12 protein-coding genes are annotated in these 12,084 nt (G+C 65.2%); 3 read left to right on the top strand and 9 right to left on the bottom strand.

Features of this window, described 5'->3' with window-relative positions; translation table 11 throughout:
* Positions 1 to 9: 9 nt before the first annotated feature.
* The 3 genes from AC07WT_RS05605 to AC07WT_RS05615 are packed head-to-tail and all read right to left on the bottom strand — an operon-like array spanning position 10 to position 3,939.
* A complete protein-coding gene (locus AC07WT_RS05605; RefSeq protein ID WP_492592129.1) occupies positions 10 to 210 on the bottom strand; it encodes a DUF1656 domain-containing protein in 201 nt (66 codons plus the stop codon).
* Positions 200 to 2,410: an FUSC family protein gene (locus AC07WT_RS05610; RefSeq protein ID WP_494946346.1), complete on the bottom strand. Its 2,211-nt coding sequence runs from the start codon at positions 2,408 to 2,410 to the stop codon at positions 200 to 202. The genes AC07WT_RS05605 and AC07WT_RS05610 overlap by 11 nt, the downstream gene beginning before the upstream one ends.
* Positions 2,411 to 2,421: 11 nt before the next feature.
* Entirely contained in the window at positions 2,422 to 3,939 is a 1,518-nt protein-coding gene (locus tag AC07WT_RS05615; RefSeq protein ID WP_494946347.1) for an efflux transporter outer membrane subunit, read from the bottom strand.
* Between the two features lie 155 nt (positions 3,940 to 4,094).
* Here AC07WT_RS05615 and AC07WT_RS05620 point away from each other — a divergent pair, with 155 nt between their 5' ends.
* Together AC07WT_RS05620 and AC07WT_RS05625 are read left to right on the top strand one after the other, a co-directional pair.
* Positions 4,095 to 5,033 carry a LysR family transcriptional regulator gene (locus tag AC07WT_RS05620; RefSeq protein WP_494946348.1) on the top strand — a complete coding sequence of 313 codons (939 nt, stop codon included), beginning with the start codon at positions 4,095 to 4,097 and terminating at the stop codon, positions 5,031 to 5,033.
* Positions 5,034 to 5,236: 203 nt separating this feature from the next.
* A complete protein-coding gene (locus AC07WT_RS05625; RefSeq protein ID WP_492592125.1) occupies positions 5,237 to 5,398 on the top strand; it encodes a hypothetical protein in 162 nt (53 codons plus the stop codon).
* Between the two features lie 165 nt (positions 5,399 to 5,563).
* Here the strand turns inward: AC07WT_RS05625 and AC07WT_RS05630 are convergent, their stop codons facing one another.
* From AC07WT_RS05630 to wrbA, 5 genes are all read right to left on the bottom strand, one after another.
* Entirely contained in the window at positions 5,564 to 6,319 is a 756-nt protein-coding gene (locus AC07WT_RS05630; protein ID WP_494948383.1) for an SOS response-associated peptidase, read from the bottom strand.
* A gap of 259 nt (positions 6,320 to 6,578) precedes the next feature.
* On the bottom strand, positions 6,579 to 7,385 hold the full coding sequence (locus AC07WT_RS05635) for a metallophosphoesterase (RefSeq protein ID WP_492592123.1): 807 nt from the start codon (positions 7,383 to 7,385) through the stop codon (positions 6,579 to 6,581).
* Between the two features lie 41 nt (positions 7,386 to 7,426).
* Entirely contained in the window at positions 7,427 to 8,845 is a 1,419-nt protein-coding gene (locus AC07WT_RS05640) for an FAD-binding oxidoreductase (protein WP_494946349.1), read from the bottom strand.
* 50 nt (positions 8,846 to 8,895) lie between these two features.
* Positions 8,896 to 9,336, bottom strand: a complete 441-nt coding sequence (locus AC07WT_RS05645) for a DUF2069 domain-containing protein (protein ID WP_494946350.1) — start codon at positions 9,334 to 9,336, stop codon at positions 8,896 to 8,898.
* Positions 9,337 to 9,548: 212 nt separating this feature from the next.
* Positions 9,549 to 10,151, bottom strand: a complete 603-nt coding sequence (wrbA, locus tag AC07WT_RS05650) for an NAD(P)H:quinone oxidoreductase (RefSeq protein ID WP_494946351.1) — start codon at positions 10,149 to 10,151, stop codon at positions 9,549 to 9,551.
* Between the two features lie 119 nt (positions 10,152 to 10,270).
* Between wrbA and AC07WT_RS05655 the strand changes: the two genes are divergently transcribed.
* Entirely contained in the window at positions 10,271 to 11,584 is a 1,314-nt protein-coding gene (locus tag AC07WT_RS05655; RefSeq protein ID WP_494946352.1) for a YihY family inner membrane protein, read from the top strand.
* A 46-nt stretch (positions 11,585 to 11,630) separates the two neighbouring features.
* Here the strand turns inward: AC07WT_RS05655 and AC07WT_RS05660 are convergent, their stop codons facing one another.
* Positions 11,631 to 11,951, bottom strand: coding sequence for an Mpo1-like protein (locus AC07WT_RS05660; RefSeq protein ID WP_115103979.1), 321 nt, complete (start codon positions 11,949 to 11,951; stop codon positions 11,631 to 11,633).
* Between the last annotated feature and the right edge of the window lie 133 nt (positions 11,952 to 12,084).

Consider the following 12,084-nt stretch of genomic DNA (forward strand, 5'->3'; position numbering starts at 1 on the left):
CGATTCTGATCAACGATAAACGGCGAGACCCAGCACGCCGCACACACACACGAGCAAGCTGGCCCGGAACAGGGACGGATGCCACACCACGCGATACAAGCCCGTATGGGCAATCACACGGTCCAACACCCAGGTAAGCGCGGCGCCCGCGATAAACAGCAGCACGATGGCCGGCACGTAGGCGTCGAAAACGGCAATATCACGTGGCATGACGAACTCCTTCAGACGCGTCGGCAGCTCCGCTCACCAGCGGTTCAAGCGGCGATTGCGGATCGAGCAGCGCGGTACGAATGAAATGCAGTTGACTCAGGATGCGTTGCAGCCGATGCCGCTCCTCACGCGGCGGCGCAAAGACCGCCAGCATCTGCTGAACCGCGGCGATCGCATCGGTGGTCGCCGCCAGCGCGCGGTCGAAGCGGTCCGCGCGCGGCCGCTCGAAGAGCGCGGTCACCGCGTCGCGCATCGCGCGCAGCGATACGCGCCACGGCATCGTCTTCGCATAGCGCGCGTCGGCGGGCAGGGCCGCCACTTCGCGGCGCAGATCGATCATCGCGTTGCCCACTTCGAGCACCGAGAAAAGCCAGCGCAAGGTGTCGCGCTTGAGCGCAGGCTCGCTTGGCGCGAGCGCGTTGATCTGGGACATCAGGTCGCGCGCGCCGCTCTCGAAACGCGAACGCACCCGGCTCATGCCCGCGCGGCTCGCCACCACCACCTGGCGGCGCAGGTCCGTCAGCAGGCGATTGCGCAGCCACGGCGTCGACGGCGGCAGCAGCACCGCGAAGGCAATCGACGCCACCAGCATCGACAGCAGCAGCGCGATCGAATCGTTGATGAAGCCGCTCGGATCGTAGTGAATCACGTTGTCCGGTCCTGCGAGGAAGCAGAAGAAGATGCAGTAGCCGATCCCGTAGCCGGCCAGCGACGGCCGCGTCGTCATGAATACGCCGAGCAGCAGGAACGGCGTGAGCGCGGCGCACAGCAGCGGAAAACCGTCGATGTGCGGATACACGCCGAACACCGCGATCATCCCCAGCACGGAGGCGGCCAGCGTGCCGCCGGCCATCTGGAACGCGGTGCGCATCGGATTCGGCGACGACGACGCCAGCGCGCAGGTGGCTGCCGCAGTCAGCACGAGCGTCGAACCGCTCGGCCACGCGCTCGCGATCCAGAACGCGCCGAGCACCATCATCACGATGGTCGCGCGCAAGCCGGCCACGCCTGCGGCAATCGAGTTGGTCTTGGGCTCGTAACGCTCGATCCAGCGCTCGCGCTCGTGCTTGTCGACAGCAAGCGACGCGTAAGTCGCCGCGTACGCATGCAGATCGTCGACGAAGCGGTACAGCAATTCGGCGCCGGTGTCGAAGTCGAGCAGCGGCGCGTCCGCATGCGTTTCCAGTGCGGCGCGCGTCTCGCGCACACGCTTGGGCAAGGCGGCCTTGTAGGCATCGAGTTGCGCGGCGGCATGCGCGGCGTCGGCGGCGCTCAGCACGGGCTCGCCGGACTTCGCGAGCAGCGGGGCGATCTCCTTGAAGTACGGTTCGAGCGCCTCGATCGCAACGGCCGCGCCGCTCGTTTGGGCGTCTCGCAGCCGGTTCATCAGTTGATGCAGCGCGTGAAAGCGCGTCGATGCAGTCATGAATTCGCTGTTCAGACGCGCGAGGCGACCGCCGCGCATCCGCGAGTCGGGGCCTTCGAACACGGCCACGCTGCGTGCCGCTTCGAAACCGACGATGTCGGCGACAAAGCGCGCGTTGGTCGCTTCGATCTGCGCGCGGTCGTTGCGGCCCGCCAGCGACGCGGACACGTACTCGACGAACGCCGAGAAGCGCGCCCGCACGGTGCTGCGCATCTGCAAACCGGCGTATTGCGGCAACACGAGACCGCTGACCGCGCCCGCGCAAACGATGCCGACCACCACTTCGGCGACCCGCGTGAGGGCGCTCAGAAACGCGCCGTCCGGATGCTGCGACGCCGGAATGCCGATCAGCGCGGCGGTATAGCCGGCCAGCACGAAACCGTACGACCTGAAATTGCGGTTGCGCGCGGCGCCGGCGGTGCAGATGCCGACCCAGATCGCGGTCGCGACGATGAACATTTCCGGCTGCTGCGCAAAGAGGCCGATGAACGCGAGCATCACGACGAGGCCGACCAGCGTGCCGCAGATCCGGTAGAAGCTCTTGGCGAACACCATCCCGCTTTGCGGCTGCATCACGATGAAGACGGTGGTCATCGCGGTGCGCGGTTGCGGCAGGTCGAGCTTCATCGCGATGCCGAGCGCGAGAAAACAGGCGGCGAGCGCTTTGAACAGATAGACCCATGTGCGGCCGTCGGTGCGAGCCCAGTCGGCGACGGCCGTGCAGAGCGCGGCGAACGATGCCGGCGGCGAGGAGGGGGAAGGGGCGGCGGACATGGTCGGCTTCCTCACTCGGCCGCGTTTGCGTTGGCGGACAAGCGGCTCGTGGAGCCCGGCAGCGTTTCGTTTTGCTGCGGACCGTTGGCCGGTTCGTCGAGGCCGCCGCCCAACGCGGTCATCAGCGACGCATGCGCGCCGAGGCGCTCGGCCTGAATCTTCGCGACGCCTTCCTGCGCGCGCAGCAACTGGCTTTGCGCGACCAGCACGTTCAGATAGTCGGTCAGGCCGCGCCGGTAGCCTTCGCGGGACAATTCGTAGTTCTTGCGGGCCGCCGCAACCGAACGATCGGCGTCGTCGGCCTGGGTGGCGAGCGAGCGGATCCGCACCACCTGGTCGGCGATGTCCCTCAGCGCGCTGACGATCGACTGGTTATAGCGATCCACGGCCTCGTCGTAGCCCGCGGACGCCGCGCCGAGTTGCGAGCGCAGCCGCCCGCCGTCGAAGATCGGCAGCGACAGCGCCGGCCCGGTGCTCCAGCTATGCGACGGATTCTTCAGGAACTGGAACAGCGGCCCCATCGCCGCATAACCGCCGATCGACGCCAGCAGGTTGATGTCTGGGTAGAAGTCGGCCTTGGCGACGTCGATGCCGCGCGCCTGTGCCGCCACCGTCCAGCGCGCCGCGACCACATCGGGCCGATGGCCGATCAGATCCGCGGGCAGCGTGCCCGGCAGGCCGGCGGGCGCGTCGAGCGCGAGTGCCGGACGGCGGATCGAATCGCCCGCGCCCGGACCTTTGCCGGCCAGCGCGGCCAGCAGATTGCGGCCGAGCGCGATCTGTTCTTCAATTGCATCGATCTGGCGTTCGTATTCCGGCAGCGGCGTTTCGGCCTGGCTCACTTCGAGCTGCGTGCCGATGCCGCCCTTCAGACGGCGCGTGGCCAGATCGGCGATCTGCTGCTGTTGCTGCAACGTGGCCTTGGCGATGTCGAGCAGCGCGTAGTTCATCGACATCTCGATGTACGTGCGCACCACATTGCCTTCCAGTTCGAGCTGGGCGGCGCGGGCATCCGCGGCGCTTGCATGCGCGGCGTCGAGCGCGCGTTCGGCGGCGTTCCTGTCCTTGCCCCAGATATCCAGGTGATACGAGAGCCCTAGCGTGCCGGTGTTGTTCCACGATTGCTCGCCCGCGAGCGGGCCCGGGCCGTAGTACAGGTTGTCGGCCCATTTCTGACGCTGGATCGACAGACTGCCGTTGACCTGCGGCGACAGCGCCGAACGGGCCACGCCCGCCATCGACACGGCTTCGCGCACGCGCGCCTGCGCCACGGCCAGCGTCGGATTGCCCGCCTGCGCGGCTTCGATCCATTCATTGAGCTGCGGGTCGTGATAAGCGCGCCACCAGTCGGCGGCCGGCCATTGCGCGTCGGCATTGGCTGCCCGGATGGCGTTGCCCGCGTCGAGCGACGCGGGCTCGATTCCGCTGGTTTGCGGCGCGATGCCTCCGGTATTGGCACAGCCGGCGATTGTTAATAGGATCGTAAGAACCGCGGCGGCGGCGACCCCTTTCGGTACCGGAGACTGCACGATTTCCTCCATAAATAGCTATAGAACCTTGTGCGTCATTATATTTTTTGATTGATTGGGGAATAACCGGTAAAGGTGCAAGGCATTTTTACGGAAGATGAGATAATCGCCTTTGCGAATCGTGTAACAATCGCTCCGGATCATCAAGGAATGGTATGGATACGCTTCAAAACATGCGCGTATTTGTCCGCGTCGTCGAAGCGGGCAGCTTTACGGGTGCTGCGCAGCACCTGAACACGACCACGGCGTACGCGTCGCGCGCGGTGTCCGATCTGGAAGCGCACCTGCGCACGCGGCTGCTGAACCGCACTACCCGCCGCATTGCGTTGACCGAGGCCGGCGAGCGCTATCTACAACGCTGCGAGCAGATCCTCGCGTACGTCGATCAGGCCGAGGCGGAAGCGAGCGACGCCCACGCGCGGCCGTCCGGCAAACTCAAGGTCCACGCAATGACGAGCTTCGGCCAGCACTATGTGGTGCCGGCCGTCGGCCGCTATCGGCAGCGCTATCCGGACGTGCATATCGAGCTGACGCTCGCCCAGCGCATGCCCGATCTGCTCGACGAAGGGTTTGACGTGTCGCTGACGCTCGCCACCGGTCTGCCGGACTCGGGGCTGGTGTCGCAGCGCCTCGGCAGCGCGTTCAGCATTGCGTGCGCTTCGCCGGCTTACCTGGAGCGGCACGGCGTGCCGCAGACGCCCGCGGACCTGGTGCGGCATACCTGTCTGCAAATGGTCACGCCGGTATTTCCGACCGACAAATGGACTTTCGACGGCCCGAACGGCGAGGAAACGATCGCCTTGGGACCGGCGACGTTCCAGGTGAACGTGGCGGAAGCGATGGCGGTTGCGGCATGCTGCGGCATGGGCGTCGGTCTGATTCCGATCTACTCGGCGATCAGCGGTTTGCGCAGCGGCGAACTCGTGTGGCTGTTGCCGGAGTACACATCGCAGGAAATGAATCTGTATGCGCTGTATCCGTCGCGGCAATATCTGGACGCGAAAATCCGCACCTGGGTCGAATTTCTGCGCGACGAGCTGCCCGCGACGCTGGCGGTCGACCAGGCCGAGCTGCGCAAATTCGCGCGCACCTGATGCGGCGCGGCGGCGCCGCCCGTTGACAGATCGGACACGCCGGCCGTGACGCCTTGTTACAGAAGTGCGGCGTCGCAACATTTCCTTACTTCTGCGCCGCGGTCGATTTGCTAACGTGTCGTTCATGCGCTGCCGACTTCAGCCGGAGGCGTTCAGTCAGCCGCCGTTTGGCAAATCGCAACAACTGGAAGAACGAGGGATTCATGGATACGCATCTGATGATCGGCGTGGCCGTCATGTTGGGACTGATCGGCATCGCCGCATCGCGCGATTTGCTGCGCCGCCTGCGTGAACAGCAGCCGCAACTGGTGCCGATCAAGGTCGAGCGTCCGGCGGATTTGTCTGCGCAAAGACGCGACCGCTGAGTTTTGCTGACGTGCCTCGCTGGCACGCCTGGTTGTTGCGCTTCGCTTAATTGCCGCGCTTAACTGCCACGCTTAACTGCCGCCTTGGCTGGCACATTCAGCTGGCGCATTCAGCAGGCACGCTTTAGCTATTGAGTTTTTTGGGGGGGCCGGTGCACCGCGGTTTCAGTCTAGCGCTTCGATCAGACCCGGCTCGTCATTGAGCGTGCGGTCCACTTCGGGGCTCACGCGGTGCCAGCGAAAGCGCCCGGCGGGTACGCAGGCGCCGCGCGCGAGCTGTTCGAGTTCGTCTGGCGGCAGCGCCGGGTCCAGCCAGCGGCGCGCCGCATCCGGCGCGAACACTAGCGGGCGGCGGTCATGCACGTCGATCAGGCCCGCGTCGGCGGTGGCCGTCACAATCACCAATCCCATGCCTTCCGTTTGCGGCGCGGTGCCGCGCACGCTCGATAGCGCGGCGAAATACATCGGTGCATCGCTTTTCAGGCGCACGAAGTAGGGCTGGCGGATCGTTCCCGCGTCCTGGGTTGTGCCTTGGGTCGTGCCCTGTACCGCGCTCTGTACCGCGTCATCGCCGGTATCCGTGCCGGGCGCCGCCTCCACGCGCCATTCGAACCAGCCGTCCGCCGGCACCAATACCCGTCCGGTTTTCCACAGATCCTTGAAATAGCGGGCGTGCGCCGCGGTTTCGGCGCGGGCGTTGATCGTTTGCGGCAGATGTTGCGCCCGCGCCCAGTCTGGGCAGTAACCCCAGTGGATCGCACGCAGCGTTTGGTCAGGATAAATCGCGAGCGGATGCGTGCCGGGCGACAGGTTGTAGCCGGGGCGGCGGTCGGCGGCGTCGAACAGCATCAGCGGATCGTTGAGACCGAGATGCTGTGCATAACGAAGCGGATCGCGGTACTGGCTGATTCGACCACACATGAGCGACCTCCAGACGCGACCGGCTTGACCTGCATGACTGATTCGGCCGATCGAGCCGATCGAGCCGATCGAGCCGATCGAGCCGATCAAGCCGATCAAGCCGATCAAGCCGATCAAGCCGATCAAGCCGATCAAGCCGATCAAGCCGATCAAGCCGACGGGCGTCGGCGCGTCAGTCACTACCCGGCCGACCCCGGCCGACGACAACAGCGTAGTGCGCGCCGCTTAGCCTGGCTACCCGGATCGGCCCGAGCCGGCCCTAGATCTCTACCACCTTGTCCCAGGCAAACTGCGGATTTTCCAGTTGACGGGTGCGCCGGTCGAGATAGCCGCGCGGATTACACACCACGCGCGTGCCGTTCACCGTGTAATCGAACGGTGTATGCGTATGTCCGTGAATCCACAGCGCGACGGGCGCACGCACCAGTTCCGGCAAATGATTGACGAAGCCGGCCGACACGCGGTCTTCCGCGTAGCGCCCGGCCAGACTCAGCCGGTGCGGCGCGTGATGCGTGACGACGATCGTCTTGCCGTCGAACGGTTTGGCCAGTTCGCTCTCGAGCCATGCGCGCGCGTGCCTGTGCAGCGCGATGGAGTCGGCGGGCGTGAAATCGCGCGGAGCATCCAGCATGTCGTGCGGCCAGTTCATCTGGATCAGGCCGCGGAAGTCGAGCATCACCCGGCGCGCGGCTTCGATGGATTGGGCGAGCGCGGCTTCGTCGGCGCCGTATAACGCGAAGTCGGTCCACAGGGTCGTACCGAGCACGCGCCAGCGGCCCTGCGGGTCGACCAGCGCGGCGTTGTTCAGCACGTACACGTTATCGACCGAGGCCGCCGCGTCGTAGAGCGCCGTTTCGAGCGCGCCGAATTCGCCGTCGTAGTACTCGTGATTGCCGGGCACGTAGACCACCGGCACGGCGCCGTCGAAAGTTTGCGCGGCCCAGCGCGGCCCGGCCGCGTGATTGTGGATGTCGCCGGCCAGCACGATCAGATCCGCCTGCGCATGCGGGATCAGCTCGGGCTCGTCGTTCTCCAGATGCAGATCGGACAGCACTCGAATCTTCACGAACGGCTCCTGCGGCGGCCCCGAATCGGAGGCCTCTAACGTTAGCGTAGCACCTTGCCCGGGTTCATCAGGTTCAGCGGATCGAGCGCGCGTTTGACGGCGCGCATCAACTGCACCTCGACGTTCTGCTTGTAATGCATCGCTTCGTCGATCTTCAATTGACCGAGCCCGTGTTCCGCGCTGATGCTGCCGCGGTGACGGTGCACGCTGTCGTACACGATCTGATTGATTGAGCTCTGAAATTCCTTGAGGAACGCCTTGGCGTCGACGCCCTCGGGCGCCTGCACGTTGTAGTGCAGGTTGCCGTCGCCCAGATGGCCGAACGTGACCATTCGCGCGCCCGGCACTGCCTGCGCGATCGCCGCGTCGGTTTCCTCGATGAAGTGGCCGATGCGCGAAATCGGCACCGCGATATCGTGCTTGATGTTCAGACCTTCTTCCGCCTGCGCAAGCGGAATGTGTTCGCGCAGATTCCAGAAGGCTTGCGATTGCGCGAGATTTTCCGCGACCACCGCGTCTTCCACCAGACCTTCTTCGAGCGCGGTTTCCATCAGGCGCTCAAACAGGCCGCGCGCGTGTTCCTCGCTTTCGCTGTCCGACAGTTCGAGCAGCACCACTTGCGCGTGCGGCTCGGCGAACGGATAGCGCATCTGCGCAAAATGCCGGCCGACCAGCCGCAGACAGAAGTCAGACATCAATTCGAAACCGGTCAGGAGCGGTCCGGCGACGCGTTGCGTCAGCGACAGGAAATCGAGCGCCGCATGCGGCGACGCGAGCGCGGCGAGCGCCGTGACGCGCGCGGCCGGCTGCGGATGCAGCTTGAGCACGGCAGCGGTGATGATGCCGAGCGTGCCTTCCGCGCCGATGAACAGGTCGCGCAGATCGTAGCCGGTGTTGTCCTTGCGCAGTCCGCGCAGGCCGTCCCACAGTTCGCCTTGCGGTGTCACCACTTCGAGGCCCAGGCACAATTCGCGCGTGTTGCCGTAGCGCAGCACGCCGGTGCCGCCCGCGTTGGTGGCGAGATTGCCGCCGATCGTGCAACTGCCTTCGGCGGCGAGGCTCAGCGGGAACAGCCGGCCCGCTTCCTCCGCGTGCTTCTGCACCTCGGCGAGGATGACGCCGGCTTCGACGGTGATCGTATTGTTGTGCGGGTCGATGTCGCGCACGCGGTTCAGACGCCGCAGGCTGACGACCGCTTGCGCGCCGCTCGCATCCGGCGTCGCGCCGCCGGCGAGGCCGGTGTTGCCGCCCTGCGGCACCAGCGCGATGCGATGTTCGACGGCGAGCTTTACGAGCGCCGCGACTTCTTCAGATGTGGCCGGGCAGAGCACCGCGCAGGCCGCGCCGGTGTAACGGCGGCGCCAGTCGGTGAGGTAGGGGGCGGTGTCGTGCGGGTCGGTCAGCACGTGGGCGGCGCCGATGGCGTCGCGGCAGGCGGCGAGGAATACGGCTTCGGTCATGATGGTCGGTCAGGGTGTTCGGCGGATAGGTTAGGCGGGGAGCGCTGTCCTCACTCGGCGCCGGGCTGGGCCTGCTGACTGGTTGCCTGCTTCGTTGTCTGCCTTGTGGCTCGCTTGGCGGCCTGTTTCGCGGCCTGTTTTGCCGCGCGCTTGAACGGCGCGACATACGCGAGCGTGCAGACGAAAAAAACCACAGAGAGCGCGGTTTCCAGCCAGCCGAGTCGCGCGCTCAAACCGTGGTCGCTCCAGCCGCGGACGATGCCCTCGGCAAAATACAGCAAGATCAGCATCGACGCCCATTGCAGCGTGTAAAGCCGGCGCCGCCAGACGCCCGGCAGCGCGATCAGCAGCGGCAATGCTTTGAGTACCAGCGCCGAGCCGCCGGGCCGTAGCGGCGCGAGCCACCATTCCCAGGCGACCGACAACACGATCAGCGCGAGTAGCGCCGCGGTGGCGCCGAGCGCGGCTGTGTGGTTTTGCTGCACGGGCATGGCGCTTGCAGTTGCTGATGCGTTGGCCGCTGTCGCATCTGTTGTCGATGCCCCGGCGCCTGCCGCATCCGGTCCACGCACGGACGTCCGGGTATCGGGCCCGCTTACGGACGTCCGGGTATCAGGTGCGCTCACGGACGTTCGGGCATCGGGCCCGCTCACGGACGGTCGGGTATCAGGTGCGCTCACGGAGGTTCGGGCGTCAGACCCGCTCACGGACGTTCGCTCATCGACGCCGCCGTGCGCGCGACGCGTGCGCCCAGCGCGATTGCGAGCGTTTTTTCGTCGGCGGAGATGCCTTGTTCGGCGCTGCCCGCGCGTGCGAAATGGGATGCGCCGTACGGTGTGCCGCCGGTTTGCGTGGTAGTCAGCGCGTTTTCAGTGTAGGGAATGCCGACGATCAGCATGCCGTGATGCAGAAGCGGCAGCATCATCGACAGCAGCGTGGATTCCTGGCCGCCGTGCAGACTGCCGGTCGACGTGAACACGCACGCCGGTTTGCCCGCCAGTGCGCCTGACAACCATTGCGGCGTGGTGCCGTCGAGAAAGTATTTGAGCGGCGCGGCCATGTTGCCGAAGCGGGTTGGCGAGCCGAGCGCCAGACCGGCGCATTCCTCGAGGTCGCGCAGTTCGACATAGGGTGGACCTTCGGCGGGGATGTCCGGCTGGGTCGCTTCGCAGACGGTCGAAACCGCCGGCACGGTACGCACGCGCGCCTGCATGCCGGGGACGCTGTCGACGCCGTGCGCGATCGCCAGCGCGAGCTCGCGCGTGGCGCCGTGGCGGCTGTAATAGAGCACGAGAATGTCTTTCATAGGCCTCATTGGTGAACGGGTATTATAGGGGTTGGGTCCGCTGCACAGGCCACGTATAGCCGTTCGGCCAGGCTTGGCGCACTGTCCCAGACACCGGTTCATGAAGCGAGGAGGTAGGTTTGTTGTCCAGGGTGCGTTTCGATCTCGATACGCTAAAACGGCTCGCGCAGTTTGCCGCGAAGCGCAGCAGCGAAGATCGCATTCCGCAGGTGGCCGGCAGTCTCACGTTCACCACCATGCTCGCGCTCGTGCCGCTCGCCACGGTCGCGTTCGCGTTGTTCACCGCGTTTCCGATTTTCAGCTCGTTTCAGGAGTCGCTGCAGTTCTTTCTTGCCGAGCATCTGATGCCCGCGCAACTCAACAGTCAGATTTTCAAGTATCTGAACCAGTTCGCGTCGAAGGCCAAGGGGCTCACCACGATCGGCATGATCGTGCTGTTCCTCACCGCCGTGATGACGATGATGACGGTCGAATCCGCCTTCAACGTGATCTGGCGGGTGCGCAAGGCGCGGCCGCTCGCGCAGCGCGTATTGGTGTATTGGGCGATCATTACGCTCGGGCCGATTCTGATCGGCGTGAGCCTGTCGATCTCGTCCTATCTGTTCACGCAATCGATGGCGTTCACGGCGACCCAGCGTATCCCGGCGATGATCGATTGGGCGCTCACCGGCGCCGCGCTGCCGCTGACGGCGCTCGCCTTCACGATTCTTTACGTCTATCTGCCGAACTGCCGGGTGGAATGGCGCGACGCGGTGATCGGCGGCATCACCGCCGCGATTGCGTTCGAACTCGCCAAGCGCGGCTTCGGTTATTACGTGCGGCGCATTCCCACCTACACCGCGGTGTACGGCGCATTTGCCGCGGTCCCGCTGTTCCTGCTGTGGATGTACCTGTGCTGGTTCATCACGCTGGCGGGCGCGATGATTGCGTCCGCGTTGCCGGCGATCCGCATCGGCCAGTTCCACCGGCCCACTTTCGAAGGCAGCGATCTGTTCGACTCGCTCGAACTGCTCGCCCGGCTTTCGGAAGCGCGCGATGCGGGCAAGCGCGGCTACACGTTGCAGGAACTCTCGCGCCTGCTTCGCCGCGACATGGACACGACGATCAATCTGCTGCAAAAGCTCGAGGAGACCGAATGGATCGCGTGCTTGCAGGAAGACGGCATGCGGCCGCATTTTCTTTTGCTGGCGAATCCGGCGCAGATCACCGTCGAGCGCTTGTTCAACCTGTTCGTGATGGATCACGCGGAACTCGAATATCAGCTCGGACTCAACTCGACGCGCGTGGATGGCGCAACGCTTCTGGCCGCACTCGAGAACGACAAGCTGAAAGTGACGCTTGCCACGCTGCTGGCGGCGCGCGCCGCCGCGCGTGCGGCGCGTGCCGAGGAAAACGAGCAGGGCACTTCTTCAATGCCGCATCAAGCCGCCTGAAGTTGCAGCCAGACTGCGGCAAAAAGACAGCGAAACTACAGCGAAACTACAGCGAAATCTTGCCGATGCAGATGTCCTTGAACATCACCCAGTCGCCCATCAGGCTGTAGAGCGGATGCCGGAAAGTAGCCGGCCGGTTCTTCTCGAAGAAGAAATGCCCGACCCAGGCAAAGCCATATCCGCAGACGACGGCGGCGGGCAGCCATAGCCAGTCGCCGGTGGCGAGCGCCATGGCAAGACAGCCGATCACGCCTAGCGAACCCACGAAATGCAGCCGGCGGGAGACCATGTTGCGATGCTCGCTCAGGTAGAACGGATAGAACTCCGCAAAACTCGCGAAGTGATCGGTGTGCGCGGTTTGAGCCATCACAGCCTCCGAATTTCGACTCTTGTCGACTCCATGCCTGTCGCATCAGAAGATGCTTCGCCGCGCGCCGACGTGCTCAAAGCGCGCTCGAAAGCGGACAGGCTTGGATCCATTGTGCGGCTATCGGGCCATG

The sequence above is a fragment of the Paraburkholderia sp. GW821-FHT02A12 genome (genome assembly GCF_059422005.1).

Bases quoted from the DNA above. Each gene is read 5' to 3' on its own strand.
- AC07WT_RS05605 (WP_492592129.1), bottom strand. From the start codon at position 210: ATGCCACGTGATATTGCCGTTTTCGACGCCTACGTGCCGGCCATCGTG.
- AC07WT_RS05610 (WP_494946346.1), bottom strand. From the start codon at position 2,410: ATGTCCGCCGCCCCTTCCCCCTCCTCGCCGCCGGCATCGTTCGCCGCG.
- AC07WT_RS05620 (WP_494946348.1), top strand. From the start codon at position 4,095: ATGGATACGCTTCAAAACATGCGCGTATTTGTCCGCGTCGTCGAAGCG.
- AC07WT_RS05625 (WP_492592125.1), top strand. From the start codon at position 5,237: ATGGATACGCATCTGATGATCGGCGTGGCCGTCATGTTGGGACTGATC.
- AC07WT_RS05630 (WP_494948383.1), bottom strand. From the start codon at position 6,319: ATGTGTGGTCGAATCAGCCAGTACCGCGATCCGCTTCGTTATGCACAG.
- AC07WT_RS05640 (WP_494946349.1), bottom strand. From the start codon at position 8,845: ATGACCGAAGCCGTATTCCTCGCCGCCTGCCGCGACGCCATCGGCGCC.
- AC07WT_RS05645 (WP_494946350.1), bottom strand. From the start codon at position 9,336: ATGCCCGTGCAGCAAAACCACACAGCCGCGCTCGGCGCCACCGCGGCG.
- wrbA (WP_494946351.1), bottom strand. From the start codon at position 10,151: ATGAAAGACATTCTCGTGCTCTATTACAGCCGCCACGGCGCCACGCGC.
- AC07WT_RS05660 (WP_115103979.1), bottom strand. From the start codon at position 11,951: ATGGCTCAAACCGCGCACACCGATCACTTCGCGAGTTTTGCGGAGTTC.